The following is an 18,747-nucleotide window of genomic DNA, read 5'->3' on the forward strand; positions in this document are numbered from 1 at the left end:
GGACTTGCTGCAGCCGGCGCCGCGGCCGCTGGTGACCATTTGGGCATAGTCCCGCCCCCCGCGGGGGCCCGCTTTTCCCCCCCCGGCCCGAACGACTCCTGCGGCCTCCGACACGGCGCGCAGCAGCCCCAGGGGGGGGGAGAACATGCCGAGGGCCCCCCCCCCCCCCGCCCTGGCCGGGGGGGGGGGGAGGGCGCCCCCCCCGCCCCGCGACGGGAGGGCGGCACCGGCGGGGAGGCGGGGCGGGGGGGGGGCGTCCAGAGGCACGGGGGCGGTGGAGCCCTGGGGGGGGGGGGTGAGGGCGCCGGGGGGGAGCGATAGCACGATCCGCGCACCCGCCCGCCACTGCGCCAGGATCGCCAGACGGCCATAGGCCTTGGAGCCGGGCTGCGCCACGATGCGCTCGGCAACCTCGCGCTGGAACATCAAGGTGAGGCTCTGCCAGAACGGCGGCCAGTCCTTGGGCGTCAGCCAGCGCACCAGCAGTTCGGTGCCGACGTTGTAGGGCAGGTTTGCGGCGATGCGGATCGGCGGGGTGAGGTGCTCAAGCGGGTCGATCTCCAGCGCGTCGCCGTTGATCACGTCAAAGCGGCCTGGATACGCCTCTGCGATCTCCTGCAGGGCGGGCAGGCAGCGCTGGTCCTTCTCGACCGCCAGCACGCGGCGGGCTCCTTCGGCCAGTAATCCGCGGGTCAGGCCACCGGGGCCGGGGCCGATTTCCAGCACGTCGCAGCCGGTCAGATCGCCGGCCTGCCGCGCGATCTTGGCGGTGAGGTTCAGATCCAGCAAAAAGTTCTGGCCCAGCGACTTGCGGGCCGACAGCTGATGCGTGGCGATCACTTCGCGCAAGGGGGGCAGGCTGTCGATAGCGCTCATATCATCTGGACCTTGGGACTGGGCGCACGGGGCGCGCCAAAATTTTCATGCCTCCGGCGGGGATATTTCCGGTAACGGGAAGAATCAAGTGCTGGCGGCCATGGCCTGCGCCAGCTTCAGCGCCTCAATCAGACTGGAGGGGTTGGCCTGTCCGGTGCCCGCGATGTCGAATGCGGTGCCGTGATCTGGTGAAGTGCGGATAAAGGGCAGCCCCAGAGTCACATTGACGCCGCGGTCGAAATCCAGCGTCTTGATCGGGATCAATGCCTGATCGTGATACATGCAGACCGCCGCGTCATAGCGGGAGCGGGCGGCGGCGTGGAACATGGTGTCGGCCGGATGGGGGCCGGTGACGTTCAGGTCCTCACTTTGCAACTGCGTGATCAGACCGTTGATCCAGTCCAGTTCCTCGCGGCCCATGGCGCCGCCTTCGCCTGCGTGCGGGTTGAGGCCCGCGACAGCGATGCGCGGGGAGGCAATACCGAACTGGCTTTGCAGGCCGGCAGCTGTGATCTCGATCGTTTCACGCAACGTTTCCGGGGTCAGCGTGGCGGGCACGTCCGACAAGGCGATGTGGATGGTTGCCGGCACCACCCGCAACTGCTCGCTGGCGAGCATCATCACCACCCGGCTGCGGCCCGCCAGAGCGGCGAGGAATTCGGTGTGCCCGGGATAGGCAAAGCCTGCGCCGTCGATCAGTGCCTTCTTGTGAATGGGGGCTGTGCAAACGGCGGCGGCTTCTCCACCCTGGACCAGTTTCACCGCGGTCTCAATGGATTGGATGACGCCCGCAGCATTGGCCGGGTCCGCGGTGCCCTTGGCAGCGCTGCCGCCGAAGGCCATGGGCAGAACCGGAAAGCTGCCGGCACTGGCTGCAGCGGCCTCTGCCGGGGAAGAGATTTCCCGGACGGGTGTGCCGGAGGGCAGGTGGCGGGGATCACCGATCCAGAAGAACGGACAGCTGTCCCGCAGCGCCTGCCAAGCCTTGACGGCGATTTCCGGGCCGATGCCTGCGGGCTCTCCGCAGCTGAGGGCAATAGGCCCGGACAGGCTCATTTGATATCAATCCGCGCATCCGACCGCAGTTGTTCCAGGAAGCTGTCGGTCAGCGAAGTCATCCGCTGTGCGGTAAGCGCGTTAGCCACGGTTTCGCGGTTGGCGCCTTCGCCAAGGTCGGCAGTGCGGCCGCACAGCATCAGCACCAACAGGGTCTGGCCGTTGTTGCGGGTCAGCGCAGTCGAGGTCTCGCTGGGATCAAGCTTGGCCAATTCCAGCGCGATGTCGCGGGGAATGTCGGCAGGCGGCAGGCTTTGGATCTCCAGCACAGAGGGGTCCTGGCCCTGAGCGAGGCCATAGAAGTCCTCGCAGGTGTCGACATTGTTCACAACCTTCTGCGCGGCTGCCAGCCCTTCGGGTGTGCGCCCGCCTGGCAGGTAGTAGGCGGCGTATTCAATTGCGGTGTAGCGCGGTGCGGCGCCTTCGACCTCGCGGACGCCGCGCATCTGGAACAGCGCCACGGCGTTCTGCAGCGGCAGAGGTTCTGAAATTTCGCCCGGTTTCAGGGCCAGCACGACTTCCTGCAGTTGCGGCGGCAGTTTGGTCAGCGGCATCCAGGGCAGGCGGCCGCCTTCGTTGCGGCTGGCCGCGGCAGAGTATTGAGTGGCAGCTGCAGAAAAGCTGTCATAGCTCTTGAGCCTCGCCACCTGTTCGATCAACTCCTCGACCTGGGCGGCGTTCTGCTCGTTGATCGGGACAATGAACTCGCTCAGCAGCACCTGGACGCTGCCGGTGCCTGCGCTGCCCATAGCGCGGTCGATCTCTTCCGGCGTGGGGCGGGCCTGGGACAGGAAGCGGGCGCGGGTGTATTCACGCCAGCCCAGTCCGACCTCAGTGAAGTCGCGCAGCGTCTGCGGCGCAACACCCTGCTGCTGCAAGGCTGTCAGGAACTCATTCAGCGACAGGTTGGCGCGGCCCGCCAGTTCTTCCATGCCGGCGGTGACATCCTCATCGGACAGTTCAATCCCTGCCTGCTTCAGCACATCCAGCTTGAGCCGGTCATTGATCAACTCCTCGCGGGCCGTTTCCAGCGGGTCGCCCGGCACCCGCAGTGCCGACTGAAAGCGGGCGCGCTGCTCCAGCTCGTAGCGGGTGATGACCTCGTCATTCACTGTAATTGCGGGGGCAAAGAGGTTCTGCGCCGCTGCCGGCAGGCCGGTCAGCGAAAGACCCGCGGCCAGCGCCAGCGCGGCTGCGGATTTGAGAGCACGGGAAAAGAAGGGAGCCGGGAACCGGGTATTCACGTCTTGCTGCATGACCGCCTGTACTGTTTGTTGCCGCTCTTCACGGAGAAACCGCTGAGGGAGATGGTAAAGCCGAAATCCGTTGTCGGCTCAACACTTGTTGTTGAGGTATAGCGCCGGTTGACCGAAAGGTCGACCGTTACGCATTCATTCTGATAGGCCACGCCGAGGCCTGCGCGAGTGGCGCGGGCGCCGGCAATGTCATAGCGCAGCCGGGCGCTGGCGGACCAGCTGGGGTTGATATCATAGCGCCCGTCGACCCAGATTTCCGAACTTTCCTCTACCCGGTCCTCGTCCGGATCGGTGCCCAGCCACAAGTAGGTGCCGGACAGGCTGGAGCGGTGTGTGTGCCACTCGCCGCGGACTTCGGCCTTGGAGAAGTTCAGCGAGCCGTTCAGCAGCCCGCGGCTGGAGAGGGCCAGCCCGTCGCCGAATTTGATCTGCCCGGCCAGCAGAAGGTCGGAAGAAGTTCCGCTGAGGCCCGAGCTTTTGGTGAAACGGGTGTCGTCCTCACTGCGCAGCACCTGGCCGATCGTGGCATAAGCCTGCCAGCCGTTCGGGGAATAGCGCGCCCAGTTGGTGCCATAGACCAGGGTGAACCCGTCCTCACGCGCATCGGTCGACGGAAAACGGGACAGTGACAGCAGGTTGCCCTGATCGAATTCGACGAACCGGCTTTCTTCACTGACGACATCACCGCCGCCTTCATCGCGCCAGCCCAGCTGCAGGATCGGTTCCAGGTACTGGGTCGCGCCGCTGGCTTCACGCCGGGTCATCGGCAAACGGAAGGTCATCGCTCCGCGGGGGGTCAGACGGGTGACATCCTCTGCGAAAAAGGCGTCATCATAGGCCCGGAAAGCATCCGCCGCGGCGCCAAGCTCCGCCTCTGCCAGAATGCCGTAGCCGAATTTCCAGGTCCGGTGCCAGCTCAGGTCAGCCGAAAGCCGGGCAAGGTCGCGGCCGTTGGCGTCGGTCGCGGTGGCCTCAATGCTGGAGCTGCGGTGATGGCCGTGGCCTTGAAGTGTAAGGCGCATTTCACCGCCGGTCAGGGCAGGGAAATACCGCTTCTGGTAAAAGGCCTCTGCGATGCCGGAAGGGATATCGCTTTGGACTTCGCTGTCACGCAGGGTCTTGTAGTGGGTCAGCGACGTGCGGAACAGGCTGTCGCGGCGGATCCGGGCAAGCTCTGCCCGCGAGCGCAGGCGGTCAAGGTCCGGCAGGCCGTAGTCTTCGAGATAGGCATCATCTGAGACCGCTTTGACGTCGAAGGTGAAGCGGTAGTCGCGCGGCAAGTCGAACTGGCCTTCGCCGAAGATATAGCCGCGGTCCTGATCCGGATACAGATCGTCCCGGGTGTAGGCGCCATTGAACTCAATCCGGCCGCGACGGAAGGCTTGGCGGTAGCGCAAGTCCAGTGTTCGCGTTCTGGACGAGATATAAGGCGCCACGGTCAGATCCTTGTGCGGACCGAGGGTGAAAAAGTAGGGAATTTTCAGCCCGGTTCCGAGGTTCGAAGTGGAGCGCACCGAAGGAACCAGAAAACCGCTGGCCCTTTCCAGCGAAGGATCCGGCAGGCGGATTGCCGGGAAGTAAAATACTGGCACATCCAGCACCCGCAGCTGGGCACTTTCGAAATACAGCTGCCGTTCCTGCTGGTCGTGGGTCACCCGTTCTGCCCGGATCTGCCAAAGCGGCGGGCGGCCGTCGTCGCAGACATGGCAGGAGGTGACAGCCGTCTTGTAAAGCTGCGTATAGCGGCCGCTGACCCGTGTCATCTGCAGCGAGGCCAGCTGCAGCTGCTGCTGGAACACCATGCGGGCCCCAGTCAGGAGGCCATTGCGCAAATCCTGGTCCAGCTCGGCGGCATTGGCCAGGATCGTAATGTCACCGTCCTGGTCGATGCGGATCGGACCTTCGATCTGCAGCGTGCCTGTGGTCTGGTCAAAGGTGATCTTCTTGGCGCGGAGCCGGATGTTGCCCTGAAATGCTTCGACATTGCCTTCGGCCACGAGGGTGCGGTCCGGGGTGATGAAAACCTGGTCTGCAACCAGCATCGCGGGCTGGGCCGGATCCGGCGGCACGGCAGTCTGGGCCTGCAGGGCAGGGGGGGACAGCACCAGCCAGGGCAGCACGGCAGAAAGCAGCAGGGCGCGGCGCAAATTACCCGTCTTCGGCATGGAGAAGCAGTCCTAAGGTCAATAGTATCGCAGCGGCAGGGGGAGCCCAGGCGGCAAGGGCCACCGGTATTTGCCCGTTCTCGCCAAGGATTTGCGCGAAATTGCGGATGAAATAAAGCCCGAATCCCAACAGCACGGCCATCAGCACCGCAAGGCCGGTGCCGCCAAACCGGGCATGCCGCATGGTGAAGGACGCGCCGACCAGCACCATGGCGATCAGGAACAGCGGCCGGGCCAATTCAGCCTGAAGGCGGACTTCATAGCGTTTGGTGGTGAAGCCTGCTGCGGACAGCTCGCGAATGGTGGAGGGCAGATCGTAGATCGAGATGCCGCTGGCTGTGCCCAGTGTGTCCCGGATGCGGTCGGTTGTCAGCGTTGTCGGCAGTTGCAGTTCGTCATGCTGCGCGGCGCCGGTTTCGGGGTTGATGCCAGCCGTCAGCGGCCAGGCCTTGGCATTGGTCAGAACCCATTTGGTGCCGTCCAGCCGCGCACTGTCGGCAACGATGCGGCGGACCGGACCACCGGCGTTGGAGTAGGCGTGGATCGACACGTCAAACAGGGTTATGTCGGCGGCATCGCCGCTGTACCCCTTGGCATGAATAACCGATTGGCCGCGCAACCCGCCCTGGCGCAGCCACAAACCTTCACCGCTGAGAGACAGCGCCGAGGGGCCGCCGTTGTGGTACGTCTCAGCCAGATCCTGATAGCGGTTGGCAGTGGCGGCTGCGATCGGGTTCAGCATGGTGACCGCAAGGCCGCCGATTACGGCGGCCATCAGCACTGGCGCCGCAAGCGCCCGGATGCCGGAGCGGCCAATGGCACGGGTGACCACCAGCTCGCTGCTGCGGGCAAGGCCGACAAACAGCACGATAGTACTGAGGATCATGATCAGCGGAAGAAACTCGCTAAGTGCTGCCGGAATGTTCAGCAGCGTCAGGCCAACCAGCTGGGCAAGGCTGAGGTCAACCGCTTCGAACCGGCGGACCTGCTCGTTCAGGTCGATCAGCACCACCAAAGTCATCAGGACAGCAACGATCACCATGAACCACTGCAGAAAACGGCGCGCGTAGTAAATGTCCAGCTTCATGCCGCGGCCTCCGGTGCCCGGCCACGAATGCGTTTCGGGCGGGCCGACAGGATCAGAAAGACCAGTGCCACTGCAAACCCCAACAGAGTGGGCAGGTAGATCAGCGGCCACAAACTGGGGTCTTGCAGCACCGGTTCGGAGACCACGCCGCGCAGGCCTTCAATGAAGATCAGCACGACGAAGGCAAGGAAGGCTTGGCGCCAGACCCCGAAGCGCGAGAAAGTGCCCAGCATCAGTGCGGAGAAGCCGATCAGCGTCACCGCGATGCAGACCAGGGCGCGGGCAAAGCGCAGGTGAAGCTCTTCGGCCTGAGCACCGGCGGAATAGCCGTCGCTTTTGGTAACCGCTGCGGTGCTGGTCATCAGCTCGAGGCTCGGAATGGCGCGGATATTGCGGGCCGGGTTCTCAGCTTTGCGGGCGAGTGAGCTGATATCGTAGGAAAAATCTGAGAAGAAAGTGGTCGAAAGCCGCTGTGTTTTGTGGTCCAGCCGCTGCGCCATCCCCTCCACCATGATCAGATGCGCGCTGGCGCCGTCTCGCACCAAAAAGGCACGGGCGCCGGTATAGGTTACCGTCATCTCCGGATCGCGGCGGTCCGACAGGAATACATCGTTCAAGGTGCCATCGGGGTCGATCTGGCGGATGTAGAAGGTCACGCCATCGGCAGGGTGAAGAAAGTCGCCCTCGCTCAGCAGCTTGGCGGTGATGTTGCGGGATACCTCGCTTTCGCGCACCTCAAGCTGGCTGATCGAGGCGGGCAGCAGGTAGTGGGTCAGTGCCGACATCATCAGCGCGGTGATGACGCCGAACGCCAGCGCCGGGCGCGCCATTTGCCAGGGGCTGGTGCCGGTGGCGCGCAGCACGGTGAGTTCGCTTTCGCTGTTCAGCCGGTTGGTGACCCAGACCGCAGCGCCAAAGGCGGCAATCGGCAGCACCATGCGGATCAGGTTCGGCAGGGTGAGCGCAGTGAACTCCAGGAACACCAGCGCCGACTGGCCGTTGCCGATTAGCGTGTCGAACAGGACAACAGCCCGGTTGACCCAGAATACGGCCACCAGAATCAAGGCAAAGAAGCCAAAGAAGAGCAGATACTGTGACAGCACATATCTGTCGTAGCGTGACACCCGATCCCCCCAGACCTTGCCATTGTTATTTTGCCGGACCTTAGTGGATTTGATTGGCGGGGAAAACTGCATTCTCGCCCCGTCCGGCAATCGGCGGTGGACCGCAGGTGCCGGCCAGCGCAACCGGGTCTTTCCAACCGCCGCTCTGCAGGATACCTCTGGAGCCAAGAACCAAACGATTTTCAGCAGGAGCGCGCAAGAATGAGCAGCCTTACCCCGATCCGTTTTGCCGAATACGACCCCAAGGCAATGGCTGAGATGACCGGCCGGGTAGCGGTCTTGGTGACCCCTGAAGGCAGCATGGATCAGGCCGCGCGCAGCGCCAACCGGATGGCCAAGGGCGCCATTGCCCGGCTGATCGATTCCGAAGGGTTCAAAAAGGCCAAGGCAGGTGATGTCATTTCACTGAACTGGCCCGCAGGCATGAAGGCCGAGGCGCTGGACGTGCTGGTGCTGCCGCGCAAGCTGACGCCGGTGGAGGCGCGGCAGGCGGGCGCCAAGCTGGTCAAGGGGGCTACTGGCAAGCGGTTGACCGTCATGGCTGGCAGCATGAACAAAGCCGCGGATCTGACAATGGGTATGGCCCTGCGGGACTATGCCTTCGACAATCACAAGTCGCCGAAGGACGATAAGGCCGAAGGCCAAGTGGTGGTCGCCTCCAAGGCTCCGGCGGATCTGGAAGCCGCCTGCGCGCCGTTACTGGCGGTAGCTGAAGGCGTTCATATGACCCGTGATCTGGTCAATGAGCCCGCAAATGTGCTGACCACGACGGAATTTGCCCGCCGCATCGAAGACATGAAGGACATTGGCCTGGAGGTCGAGATCCTGGAAGAGGCTGACCTCGAAAAGCTGGGCATGCGCACGCTGCTGAGCGTCGGGCAAGGCTCCGACAGCCCATCCAAGGTGGCAGTGATGCAATGGAAGGGCGGCGCCAAGGATGCCGCACCGCTGGCTCTGGTCGGTAAGGGCGTGGTGTTCGACACCGGCGGCATTTCCCTGAAGCCCGCGGCGGGCATGGAAGAGATGACCATGGACATGGGCGGCGCCGGTGTGGTGGCCGGCACCATGCGGGCGCTGGCGCTGCGCAAGGCCAAGGCAAACGTCGTTGGTTTGGTCGGGCTGGTGGAGAACATGCCTTCCGGGAACGCCACCCGCCCGGGTGATGTGGTGAAATCCATGAAGGGCGACACCGTCGAGATCATCAATACCGACGCCGAGGGGCGTTTGGTTCTGTGCGATGTGCTTTGGTACGCGCAGGAGCGGTTCAAACCCGCGGGTGTGATCGACCTGGCGACGCTGACCGGCGCGATCATCATCGGGCTGGGGCATGAAAACGCCGGTGTCTTCTCCAATGATGATGACCTGTGCAATGCCTTCCTGAAGGCTGCCAAGTCTGAGGACGAGGGCGCTTGGCGGATGCCGCTGGGCAAGGCCTATGACGAGCAGCTGAAATCCCGCATCGCCGACATGAAGAACGTGGGCGGCCGCCCGGCGGGCTCCATTACTGCGGCGCAGTTCCTACAGCGGTTCATCAAAGACGATATGCCCTGGATCCATCTGGATATCGCCGGCGTGGCATCGGTCAGCAAGGACACGGACTATGCGCCCAAGGGGGCCACCGGCTGGGGGGTGATGGCGCTGAACCGGCTGGTCGCGGATAAGTTCGAGGCGGAATAAGCCGTTATGGGAGCCGCCTATTTCTATCATCTGACGCAAAGGCCGCTGGAGGAGACCCTTCCGGTCCTTCTGGACAAGGCGCGCGGGGCGGGCTGGCGCATTGCGGTGCGCGGGCGCGACCCGGAGCGCATGGCCTGGCTGGATGACCGCCTGTGGGTTGGGCCAGAAGAGAGCTTTCTGGCCCATGGCCTGGCAGGCGGCCCCCATGATGCGCTGCAGCCGATCCTGCTGACGGCAGGGCCGGATGCTGCCAACGGACCTGAGTGCGTGATGGCGGTGGACGGCGCTGCCGTCAGTGCCGAGGAGGTGCAGGCGCTGAGCCGGGTCTGCATCCTGTTTGACGGCACCGACCCCGAGGCCGTTCAGCACGCGCGCACCCAGTGGAAGGCCCTGACGGATGCCGGCTGTTCCGCCCAGTACTGGTCCGAGGAAAGCGGCCGCTGGGAAAAAAAGGCCGAGAAATAGGCGGATATCCGTTTGTCGCACCCCGGTGTTGGCGGAATTTTGCCGATAGCTTGTGTGAAATGTTTCGCAAGGGCAACAATTTCTCGATTTTTCGTCACGCGCCCATTATCCCTTCCATCACAAAATTCCGGTCAACCGGGAATACGACCAGGACACTGGGGGACAGATGATTTTTCGACAGGTGGTCAAGCGGCTGCGGCTGCTTCCTATTGCCGGCGCAGGCCTTCTTTTTCTGGCCAATTGCGGCGATGTTCAGAATGGATCAGTAAGCCGGGCAGAGGCTGAGGCCGCGCGGCTGGAGTATGCGGTTCAGGAAGTTCAGTACCTCCAGTCCAAGGGCCGCCGTGTCTGGTGTGTGCCCTTTGCCCGCAATGCCAGCGGGATTGAAATCTTCGGTAACGCAAAAACCTGGTGGGCACAGGCAACGGGGCAATACAATCGCAGCAAGCAGCCGGAACCAGGTGCCGTGATGGCGTTCAGCGCCACCCGCTCCAACCCGCTGGGGCATGTTGCTGTGGTTTCAAAAGTCGAGGATGCGCGCAGGATCCGGGTCAATCACGCCAACTGGCACCGCAATAGGATCTCGCTCGGCATGGCGGTGGTTGATGTGTCGGAAAAGAACGACTGGTCCGCGGTCCGGCTGGAAAGCAACCCGGGCGCGTTAGGCCGGGTTTATCCTGTCAAAGGATTCATTACGGCTGAGCCCGGCAACAGCTAACGCTGCTGCCAAGAGACCGTTTCAGTGGCCTTGAATGCCGCCGCGTTCGATCATCTTGAGGGAAATTTCCTTGAAGGCCGTACGCCACAGCGTCTCCAGCTCAAGGGTCATTTCCTTGCCGAGCGCATGGCGCAGGGTGTCGATCAGCGCTTCTTCCATTGGGGCGAAATGGTCAGTGAGGACGCCAAGAGACGCATGTGTTTTGCCGAGCTGCTGAAATTGCGGGGCTACGGCGCTCTCATCATTCAGCCTGGCAAAAATCACGCCCAGTGTAGTCATGAATTTCATGCCCTGGCCTTCCAGGTCTTCGCGGAACAGCTTGCGCAACTCAGGCGCATGCCGGAACAGCGCGTCATAGAAATAGGCTGGCGATCTGCCGGTTTCTTCCTTCAGCTTGGTGTAGCTTTGCTGCAGTTGCTTGAGCTCGTCATCTGTCACGGCGGCTTGCTCCTCTCTGATTGGTTTTCTGGATTCCAATCTAAGGGTCATGCAGACGCAGTTCCTTGATCCGCCTCAATACATTGCACACGACAGGGATGCGTGGCACGCGGCGGTTAGCGTGTCAGTACCAGCGCACCATTGCGGATCTCGATGCTGGACCAGCGCTGCAGGTAGCCCATGCCCAGCAAAGATTGATCCAGTTCGCCCTGATTGACCCAAACGCGCAGATCCGTGTCGGTGATGCCGCCCAGCGAAATCTCATCCACCCAGACAGAGGCGGTGCGCACTTCGCCATTGGCGGTGCTGGCACGGCCGAGATAGGCGAGGTTGCCGGTATCAATGCCTGCGCTTTGCGCGTCGCGCTCATTCAGCACCACCTGGCTGGCGCCGGTATCGACCAGAAACTCGACTGGCGCGCCGTTCACTTCAAGCGTCAGGTAGTAATGGCCGTCAGGAGAGCGCGGCACCTCGACCCGGCCGGCATCCATCGCCACGCTTTGCTGCGGCCGGACGGTCTGCCGGATGTCCTCCCACAGCCCGTATGAGGCGATCACGCCAAGGAAAATAAAGCCCCAGACGGCAAACATCTGCATCGTCTTGCCGAGGCTTTGACGGTTCTGGACAAAGACCCAGGACCCGACCGCAACCAGAAGGATGATCAGATAGATAAACCGTCCGATTTCATATTCGCCCATGCGCTCACCTCCTGGATATAATGTAGGTGCTGCGGGACGTTATACTAGCCGGCGAAACCGAAGTCGCGCAGGCCGTCCAGAACGAACTGCACCGAAAGTGCCGCCAGCAGCATGCCCAGAAGCCGGGTGACAACAGTGATCCCGGTCTTGCCCAGCATCCGTTCGAACAGGCCGGAGAACAGGCACATCACCAAGAGGATCGCCAGAACCGCGATCACCACGCCCATGACCATGGCGAAGCCCGCGAAACCGGGCTGCTGGCCGGTCAGCAGGATCACCGTGGCGATGGAGCCGGGGCCAGCCATCAACGGGATTGCCAGAGGAAAGACGGAAGGATCGTCGAAGTCATCTTCCTCGCTGCGGTCCTCGCGCCGCTTGTTGCGGCGTTCGAACAGCATGTCGAGGGCGGTCAGGAACAGCAGGACGCCGCCAGCCACCCGGAAAGCGGGCATTGAAATGCCGATGAAACCCAGCACTGCTTCGCCAAATCCAGCAAAGATCGCCAGCAGGACCGCAGCCGTAATTGTTGCCCGCAGTGCTATGGAGCGGCGGCGGGAGGAGGACATGCCCTGGGTCAGGGCAATGAAAACCGGTGTCAGGCCGATCGGGTCGACGATGACGAACAAGGTAACAAAAGAGGTGATCAGAAATGCGGTGTCGATCATTGTGCCTCGGCTTTTTCCAGTTTCTCAACTGCCTTCATCCAAAGATCCTCGGCGCGGTCCTGCGCTTCCATCACTTCGGCATATTTGCGCTGCCAGACAACAGCCTCATCCTTGCGGCCTTCTTCGTACAGCGCGGGGTCTGCCAGCTTCTGGGCCAGCTTGTCCCGCATCTCGCTGACTTTTTCGAGCCGTGCCTCACCTTTGCGGACCTCGGCGCGCAGGGCCAGGATAGCGTCGCGGGAAGGGCGCTTGGGCTTGTCTGCCTTGGGTTTGCCCGCTGGTTTGTCGCGTGTCAGCAGCAGGTCGCGGTAGGCGGGCAGGTCGCCCTCAAACGGCTTTACAGTGCCGCCGGACACCAGCCACAGGCGGTCCGCCACCAGGCTGAGAAGGTGCATGTCGTGGCTGACCAGAATGACTGCGCCGGAGTAGGCTGTGAGAGCCTCAACCAAAGCCTCGCGGCTTTCGATGTCCAGGTGGTTGGTCGGTTCGTCAAGGATCAGCAGATGCGGCGCGGGCAGGGTGGCCAGCAGCAGCGACAGGCGTGCTTTCTGGCCGCCGGAGAGACGGCCCACCGCGGTATCAGCCTGATCCGCGCCAAGGCCAAAACCGGCCAGCCGGGCGCGCAGCCGGGCCTGGCCCTCGTCGGGGCGTTCGCGCTGCAGATGCTGCAGCGGTGTTTCGTCGATGTGCAGCTCATCCACCTGGTGCTGGGCGAAAAAGCCGATCCGCAGTTTGCTGGACTGGGTCATCCGTCCCGTCATCACGTCCAGGCGCCCCGAAAGCATCTTGGAGAGGGTGGATTTGCCCTCGCCGTTTTTACCCAGCAGCGCGATGCGGTCGTCCTGGTCGATGCGCAGATCCAGCCGGCTGAGGATCGTGGTGCCGTCATAGCCGACCGATGCCCCCTCGGTGGCGATGATCGGCGGCGACAGCTCCTCCGGTTCGGGGAAGGTGAACACGGTGCGTGCGGCGTCTTCGGGCGCGCGGATGGTTTCCATCTTCTCCAGCATCTTCACCCGGCTTTGCGCCTGTTTTGCCTTGCTGGCCTTGGCCTTGAACCGGTCCACAAAGGCCTGCAGGTGGGCGCGGCGGGCGTCCTGTTTCTTGGCCAGGGCGGCCTGATTGGCGCGATTGGCGGCGCGCTGGCGGGCGAACTGGTCATAGTTGCCGGAATAGAATGTCAGGCCAAGGTCTTCGAGGTGCAGAATGCCGTTCACTGAGCGGTTCAGCAGCTCGCGGTCGTGGCTGATGATGATCACCGTGTGCGGGTATTTCACCAGATAGGCCTCAAGCCACAGTGCGCCTTCGAGGTCCAGATAGTTGGTCGGTTCGTCCAGCAGCAGCAGATCGGGCTGGGAGAACAACACCGACGCCAGTGCGACGCGCATCCGCCAGCCGCCTGAGAAGTCGGAGCAGGGGCGCTGCTGGGCCTCGTAGTCAAACCCGAGCCCTTTGAGGATGGAGGCAGCACGGGCCTCGGCCGACCAGGCGTCAATGTCCGCAAGGCGGGTTTGGATTTCCGCGATCCGCCCCGGATCCTGTGCGGTTTCCGCCTCCGCCATCAGCTCGGCACGTTCGGTATCGGCCGCCAGCACCGTGTCGATCAGCGACACGTCCGAGGCGGGGGCTTCCTGTGCCACCCCGCCGATCCGCGCCCGGCTGGGCAGGGAAATGCTGCCGGATTCCAGCGACAGCTCATTGCGGATCAGCCGGAACAGCGTTGTCTTGCCGGTGCCATTGCGGCCGACCAATCCGACTTTGTGTCCGGTGGGGATCGTGGCGCTGGCGCCATCGAACAGGAGGCGGCCTTCGACCGCATAGGAAATATCGCTGATACGTAACATGAACCGAGCACTGCGGCAGTGCTGCGGTGTTGTCAATGGTGGAGGGGAGCTGGCGGCGGCTGGCAGCCCCATCATGAGCTGCTATTTCAGATGCCGGGCCAGTTCATCGAAGGAGTAGGATGCAAATCCAACCAGCGGGCTCTCACCATCACGGCTGAAAGCAAAGACGTGGATCTCGTCATGGCGCAGGGTGGCGCGGCAGAAGGTGTCCGGCTTGGCGAGCTGCGCCGGACAGCTGTCCAGATCCGTGTGGGCGATAGCAGTTTCGAAAAGGCCGTATGTCATTGACATGGCAGTTTCAGCGGCAACTGCCGGGGCGGCTGCGAGGCAGGCGATCAGAGCAAATGCAGGTTTCATCATTCAACCTTGTTTCAAGTTTCAACCCTGTTCGCGCTGTGGTATCTGACAAAAACAATCAGATAATTGCAACCCCGAAGCAGCAGCTGCGTCAAAGCTGCGCAATCCCCTCTTTATCCTGTCACAGAGCCATGCTATCGGGGCGGCAATTCGTAACGGGCCGGGCATGACGTCCGGCTTTTCAGCACAGGAGTCTGCCCCATGGCACTGGAACGCACTTTCTCGATCATCAAGCCCGATGCAACCCGCCGTAACCTGACCGGCGCAATCAACGCCAAGTTTGAAGAAGCTGGCCTGCGCGTCGTGGCGCAGAAGCGCATCCACCTGACCAAAGCGCAAGCGGGCGAGTTCTACAAGGTGCACGCCGAGCGTCCGTTCTACGACGAACTGTGCGAATTCATGGCTTCCGCGCCGATCGTTGCACAGGTTCTGGAAGGCGAGAACGCCATCGCGAAGAACCGCGAAGTCATGGGCGCCACCAACCCGGCAGACGCCGCGGCCGGCACCATCCGCGCTGAGTTCGCTGAATCGGTTGGTGAAAACTCCGTTCACGGTTCCGACGCACCGGAAACCGCAGCGGTTGAAATCGCCTACTTCTTCTCCGGCCTCGAGCTGGTCGGCTAAGCCACAGGCTTATCCGGATCTAGAAGGGCTGCAACCTCCGGGTTGCAGCCCTTCTTTTATTGTGAAAACGGCCTGCCCAGCGGGTGCTGGCGGATCCCCGGCTGATTTTGTTGCCGGGCCGGTCTGGCGGCGTAGGCCGGGGACGCCCGCAGCTCCCGCGGAGCGCTCAGGCTGGAAAACTTTCTCCGTCCCAGGCGTTTCGGCAATGGTTCACGCCTGCCTGCCCGGTCCTCGAGGTGCTGGCGGAGCAGCGCTGCATTACGGGTGTTGGACTTCCAGGCCGCATCAAACAGGTCACCCAGCAGCGGCACCGCGCCGATCAGCGCGTCGATGCCTGAGTTGGCGGCCATCCGGGCCAGCACCGGGGCGGAGGCGCCCATGCGGTATCCGGAGTAGAGGATGTAGCCGGCAGGCAGCAGGGCAAACGCGTCGCCGATGCCTGGCACCAGGCCTGCGATGCTGTCCCAGCCTATCCTCACCCCAATAACCGGAACGCGGAAGGCGCGGTCCATACGATGGGCAAGGCGCTCAAGTTTCAGCAACCGCTTTTGCTGATATTCCGGCAGTTCAGGCATGGCGCGGCGTCCTTGCAATAATCCAGACCGCGTGAACGATGCCGGGGATGTAGCCAAGAAGCGTGAGCAGAATGTTCAGCCAGAAATGCTTGCCCAGGCCCACCTGCAGGAACACGCCCAGCGGCGGCAAAATGACTGCGAAAATGATGCGGATCAGGTCCATGCCGGATCTCCCTTGGTTGCGACTGTCCTTGGAGACACAACGCTGCAGCACTGGAAAAGGTTGCAGTCTTGCCAGCTGGCTGGTTTTTCGCGGCCTTGCAATCACCTGACCCTGGCCCCGCCCGGGGGGTTAGAGCGTCTTCAAATCCGCAGGCGTTGCACGCACGCCGATGGCGTCCAGTTCCGCCAGCAGTTTGGAGCTGTGCTGCGGGCGCGTTTCTGACTTGATCGCATCAAAGCGTTTGCGCAGCTCTTCTTTTTCTTTTCCCTTGCAGTCATTCCAGGGCCGCCCCTGCAAGGCCATCACCAGCACGTAGTAGCCGATGAAATGCGGCCGCGTGCCGGTTTGCAACAGCTTGGCATAGGCTGCATCGGCACCAATCGCGCGCAGCTCTTCGGCGGAGGTTATACCTGCGCGGTGGCAGGCTTCCTCGTAGGCGGGGCCAAGGTTGCGGATGGAGGAGATGGCTGTGTTCATGGTTTGTTTCTATCTGCGCGATCTTCTGTTGTCACGCGGAAATCTTGCATCGTAGTAAGCGCGCTCCGGCACTTTGACGCTGGGTCCCGCGCCGGAATGGGTGATTGACAGTCTCATTTGCTGCGGAAACGCTACCGCAGCAACCGGCAGGAGGGCGAAGGATGAGCAATGCAGCGTACAGGCCTGTGAGCGTTGAGGGGTTTGACCTGGCGAACCCGCCAGAGGGGTTTATTACGGACCCCTTCCCCTACTACGATGCCTTGTTGCACGATGCCCCGGTGCTGCCGCAGCCGGACGGGTCCTTGCTGGTCTGCCGCCATGCGGATCTGGACCGGATTTACCGTGATACCACTTTGTTTTCCTCGGACAAAAAACGCGTCTTTGCACCCAAATACGGCGCGGGTTCGCCGCTGTTTGAGCATCACACCACCTCGCTTGTGTTCTCCGACCCGCCCTTGCACACGCGGGTGCGCAAGATCATGACGTCGGCGCTGACACCGCGGGCGATTTCCAGGATGGAGCCGGGGCTGATTGAAACCGTCGACCATTTGCTGAACTCTATGGCGGGAAGCGGCGAGGTGGATCTGATAGGGGATTTCGCTGCCTCCATTCCGATCCAGATCATCGGCAATCTGCTGGATGTTCCACTGGGGGAACGGGCGCCCTTGCGGGATTGGTCGCTGGCGATCCTCGGCGCGCTGGAGCCTGCGCTGAGCGAGGCCCAACTGGCGGCGGGGCACCGCGCAGTGGAGGAATTCAAGGACTACCTGCAAGACCTGATCGCACGGCGGCGGGCCAGACCGGGCGACATTGAGACCGATGTGCTGACCCGGCTGATCCGGGGCGAGGGGGCAGACGGGACCCTTAGTGAGATCGAGCTGATCCAGAATTGCATTTTCATCCTGAATGCAGGTCATGAGACCACCACGAACCTGATCGGCAACGGGCTGGCGCTGCTGAACGACCATCCAGAGCAACGGCGGCGCTTGCTGGAAGAACCGGAGCTGATAAAGCCCGCGGTGGAGGAGGTACTGCGGTTCCGCTCTCCGAACCAGCTGGGCAATAGGGAAACTACCGCAGAGGCGGAGATCGGCAGTATCCGGGTGCCTGCTGGGACCAACCTGCATCTGGTGATCGGGGCGGCGAACCGCGATCCGGGCGCGTTTGAAAACCCTGCGGAATTTGACATTGCCCGTACACCGAACCGGCACCTGGCCTTTGCTGGCGGTCCGCATGTCTGTGTCGGGCTGACGCTGGCGCGGCTGGAGGGCAAGATTGCAATCGAGCGACTGCTGCGCCGGTTTCCGGACTACCGCATATTGCCCGGTAGAGTGCCGGGCGGACGGATCCGGTTTCGCGGCTATGCGCGCTTGCCCGCGGCGCTGGGGTGAGGGGACGGCTGCACTCAGATTGCCGCTGACCTGTAGGCGCTTGGCGGTGCGCCGGTCCAGCGGCGGAAGGCGCGGTGAAAGTTGGCGGCGGAGGAAAACCCGGTGTCCTGCGAGATTTCCTCGATGCTTTTCAGGCCGGATTGCAGGTCGCGTATTGCCAGATCGCGCCGCAGCCCGTCCTTGATGGCCTGAAAGGAGGTGTCCTCTGTCTCCAGCCGCCGCATCAGGGTGCGCGGGGTGACGCTTAGCGCTTTTGCTGCGTCCGCAAGATGACAATTCTCCCAGCTGCTCCGGTACAGGAATTCCCGTACTTTCAGCGACTGGGTGTGTTCGCGGAACCCGGTGAAAATCCAGTCGCGAGGCGCCCGGGCCAGAAAGTCGTTCAGTTCTGCATTGCTGCGGTGGCCGGGCAATCCAGCGGAGCCGGTGTCGAAGTCGATCGCGGACCACTGCGCACCAAAGCTGACAGGGGCAGGGAAGATGACCGCATAGTCCTGGGCAAACGCGGGGCGTTCAAAGGCGAACTGCACAGCGCGGACCGGCACTTCATATCCAGCAAGCCACGACAGCAGCCCGTGCGCCAGTTTCAGGATCAGCATGTGCCCGAACCGCTGCGCAGGCTGGCTGCCTTGGGGCACCAGTTGCAGGCCGGTGCTGGTGGTATCTTCTGTCAGGTCGACCCGGTAGTCGTCCAGCAGCAGGTTCCAGAACGTGGAAAACCGGTGCAAGGCGGCGGGCAGCGTGCTGGCTTCGCGCACGGTTGTCAGCAGATGCTGCAAGGCCCTGGGCCTTACCGGCCGGCTCCAGAGGCCCGTCATCTCGTCCCCGGTTTCAACTGCGGCAATCTGATAAAGCCGTACGATCTGATCCAGCGTGACCCGATGGGTCAGTTGCCCCTCCGCCAGATGCAGCCCGGCCCGTTGCAGGAAAGTCGCCAGTTGTCCTTCCTCGCTGCATTTGCGCAGCGCGTGCAGCCAGTCTCCGGCAAACTGCGGTGACACTGTTGCAAGGCTAGAGGAATCTGGCGGAGGGATCTGCATCGTGAATGCGTTTCTTGTCACTTTTTGAAAGGATTTTGTCTGTAATGAACG

General features: G+C 62.8%; 20 protein-coding genes. 5 read left to right on the top strand and 15 right to left on the bottom strand.

Translation table 11 applies throughout. The features are described from left to right. The 6 genes from RA24_RS15065 to lptF form a co-directional block, all read right to left on the bottom strand. Nucleotides 1–876, bottom strand: an 876-nt coding sequence (locus RA24_RS15065) for a ribosomal RNA small subunit methyltransferase A (RefSeq protein WP_241480951.1), incomplete at its 3' end; no start/stop codon positions are given. Between the two features lie 84 nt (nucleotides 877–960). After that, nucleotides 961–1,932 carry a 4-hydroxythreonine-4-phosphate dehydrogenase PdxA gene (gene pdxA / locus RA24_RS15070; RefSeq protein WP_039192618.1) on the bottom strand — a complete coding sequence of 324 codons (972 nt, stop codon included), beginning with the start codon at nucleotides 1,930–1,932 and terminating at the stop codon, nucleotides 961–963. Beyond that, a complete protein-coding gene (locus RA24_RS15075; protein ID WP_039192621.1) occupies nucleotides 1,929–3,188 on the bottom strand; it encodes a peptidylprolyl isomerase in 1,260 nt (419 codons plus the stop codon). The genes pdxA and RA24_RS15075 overlap by 4 nt, the downstream gene beginning before the upstream one ends. Then, nucleotides 3,173–5,353, bottom strand: coding sequence for an LPS-assembly protein LptD (locus RA24_RS15080; protein WP_193747138.1), 2,181 nt, complete (start codon nucleotides 5,351–5,353; stop codon nucleotides 3,173–3,175). Before RA24_RS15080 ends, RA24_RS15075 begins: the two co-directional genes overlap by 16 nt. Further along, nucleotides 5,337–6,440, bottom strand: a complete 1,104-nt coding sequence (gene lptG, locus RA24_RS15085) for an LPS export ABC transporter permease LptG (protein WP_039145651.1) — start codon at nucleotides 6,438–6,440, stop codon at nucleotides 5,337–5,339. Before lptG ends, RA24_RS15080 begins: the two co-directional genes overlap by 17 nt. Next, nucleotides 6,437–7,564 (bottom strand): LPS export ABC transporter permease LptF, encoded by a 1,128-nt coding sequence (gene lptF, locus RA24_RS15090; protein ID WP_019298531.1) that lies wholly within the window; start codon nucleotides 7,562–7,564, stop codon nucleotides 6,437–6,439. The genes lptG and lptF overlap by 4 nt, the downstream gene beginning before the upstream one ends. A gap of 201 nt (nucleotides 7,565–7,765) precedes the next feature. Here lptF and RA24_RS15095 point away from each other — a divergent pair, with 201 nt between their 5' ends. The 3 genes from RA24_RS15095 to RA24_RS15105 all read left to right on the top strand — a co-directional run bounded on the left by RA24_RS15095 (nucleotide 7,766) and on the right by RA24_RS15105 (nucleotide 10,424). Then, the gene (locus tag RA24_RS15095; RefSeq protein WP_039192627.1) at nucleotides 7,766–9,241 is read left to right on the top strand and encodes a leucyl aminopeptidase; all 1,476 of its coding nucleotides are present in this window, start codon (nucleotides 7,766–7,768) and stop codon (nucleotides 9,239–9,241) included. Between the two features lie 6 nt (nucleotides 9,242–9,247). Beyond that, a complete protein-coding gene (locus RA24_RS15100) occupies nucleotides 9,248–9,706 on the top strand; it encodes a DNA polymerase III subunit chi (protein ID WP_039192630.1) in 459 nt (152 codons plus the stop codon). 166 nt (nucleotides 9,707–9,872) lie between these two features. Next, the gene (locus RA24_RS15105) at nucleotides 9,873–10,424 is read left to right on the top strand and encodes a CHAP domain-containing protein (protein ID WP_039192633.1); all 552 of its coding nucleotides are present in this window, start codon (nucleotides 9,873–9,875) and stop codon (nucleotides 10,422–10,424) included. A 21-nt stretch (nucleotides 10,425–10,445) separates the two neighbouring features. On the opposite strand, the gene RA24_RS15110 is transcribed toward RA24_RS15105, so the two are convergent. The 5 genes from RA24_RS15110 to RA24_RS15130 form a co-directional block, all read right to left on the bottom strand. After that, complete coding sequence (locus RA24_RS15110; RefSeq protein WP_039192636.1) at nucleotides 10,446–10,862, bottom strand: globin domain-containing protein; 417 nt, start codon at nucleotides 10,860–10,862, stop codon at nucleotides 10,446–10,448. Nucleotides 10,863–10,978: 116 nt separating this feature from the next. After that, entirely contained in the window at nucleotides 10,979–11,560 is a 582-nt protein-coding gene (locus RA24_RS15115; protein ID WP_039170720.1) for a retropepsin-like aspartic protease family protein, read from the bottom strand. 44 nt (nucleotides 11,561–11,604) lie between these two features. Then, nucleotides 11,605–12,225: a MarC family protein gene (locus tag RA24_RS15120; protein ID WP_019298524.1), complete on the bottom strand. Its 621-nt coding sequence runs from the start codon at nucleotides 12,223–12,225 to the stop codon at nucleotides 11,605–11,607. Further along, on the bottom strand, nucleotides 12,222–14,069 hold the full coding sequence (locus tag RA24_RS15125; RefSeq protein WP_019298523.1) for an ABC-F family ATP-binding cassette domain-containing protein: 1,848 nt from the start codon (nucleotides 14,067–14,069) through the stop codon (nucleotides 12,222–12,224). The genes RA24_RS15120 and RA24_RS15125 overlap by 4 nt, the downstream gene beginning before the upstream one ends. An 81-nt stretch (nucleotides 14,070–14,150) precedes the next feature. Further along, a complete protein-coding gene (locus RA24_RS15130; protein ID WP_019298522.1) occupies nucleotides 14,151–14,429 on the bottom strand; it encodes a hypothetical protein in 279 nt (92 codons plus the stop codon). A gap of 198 nt (nucleotides 14,430–14,627) precedes the next feature. Between RA24_RS15130 and ndk the strand changes: the two genes are divergently transcribed. After that, complete coding sequence (ndk, locus tag RA24_RS15135) at nucleotides 14,628–15,050, top strand: nucleoside-diphosphate kinase (RefSeq protein WP_019298521.1); 423 nt, start codon at nucleotides 14,628–14,630, stop codon at nucleotides 15,048–15,050. Between the two features lie 56 nt (nucleotides 15,051–15,106). Here the strand turns inward: ndk and RA24_RS15140 are convergent, their stop codons facing one another. From RA24_RS15140 to RA24_RS15150, 3 genes are all read right to left on the bottom strand, one after another. Further along, entirely contained in the window at nucleotides 15,107–15,625 is a 519-nt protein-coding gene (locus RA24_RS15140) for a DUF4112 domain-containing protein (protein WP_039192639.1), read from the bottom strand. Next, on the bottom strand, nucleotides 15,618–15,788 hold the full coding sequence (locus tag RA24_RS22030) for a YqaE/Pmp3 family membrane protein (RefSeq protein WP_019298519.1): 171 nt from the start codon (nucleotides 15,786–15,788) through the stop codon (nucleotides 15,618–15,620). Before RA24_RS22030 ends, RA24_RS15140 begins: the two co-directional genes overlap by 8 nt. 129 nt (nucleotides 15,789–15,917) lie before the next feature. After that, complete coding sequence (locus RA24_RS15150) at nucleotides 15,918–16,265, bottom strand: TfoX/Sxy family protein (RefSeq protein WP_039192641.1); 348 nt, start codon at nucleotides 16,263–16,265, stop codon at nucleotides 15,918–15,920. Between the two features lie 161 nt (nucleotides 16,266–16,426). Here RA24_RS15150 and RA24_RS15155 point away from each other — a divergent pair, with 161 nt between their 5' ends. Beyond that, entirely contained in the window at nucleotides 16,427–17,656 is a 1,230-nt protein-coding gene (locus RA24_RS15155; RefSeq protein ID WP_039192644.1) for a cytochrome P450, read from the top strand. 14 nt (nucleotides 17,657–17,670) lie between these two features. Here RA24_RS15155 and RA24_RS15160 read toward each other — a convergent pair whose 3' ends face one another. Next, complete coding sequence (locus RA24_RS15160) at nucleotides 17,671–18,696, bottom strand: AraC family transcriptional regulator (RefSeq protein WP_039192647.1); 1,026 nt, start codon at nucleotides 18,694–18,696, stop codon at nucleotides 17,671–17,673. Between the last annotated feature and the right edge of the window lie 51 nt (nucleotides 18,697–18,747).

Origin of the sequence: Leisingera sp. ANG-M6 (assembly GCF_000813905.1) — a bacterium.
Lineage (GTDB): Bacteria > Pseudomonadota > Alphaproteobacteria > Rhodobacterales > Rhodobacteraceae > Leisingera.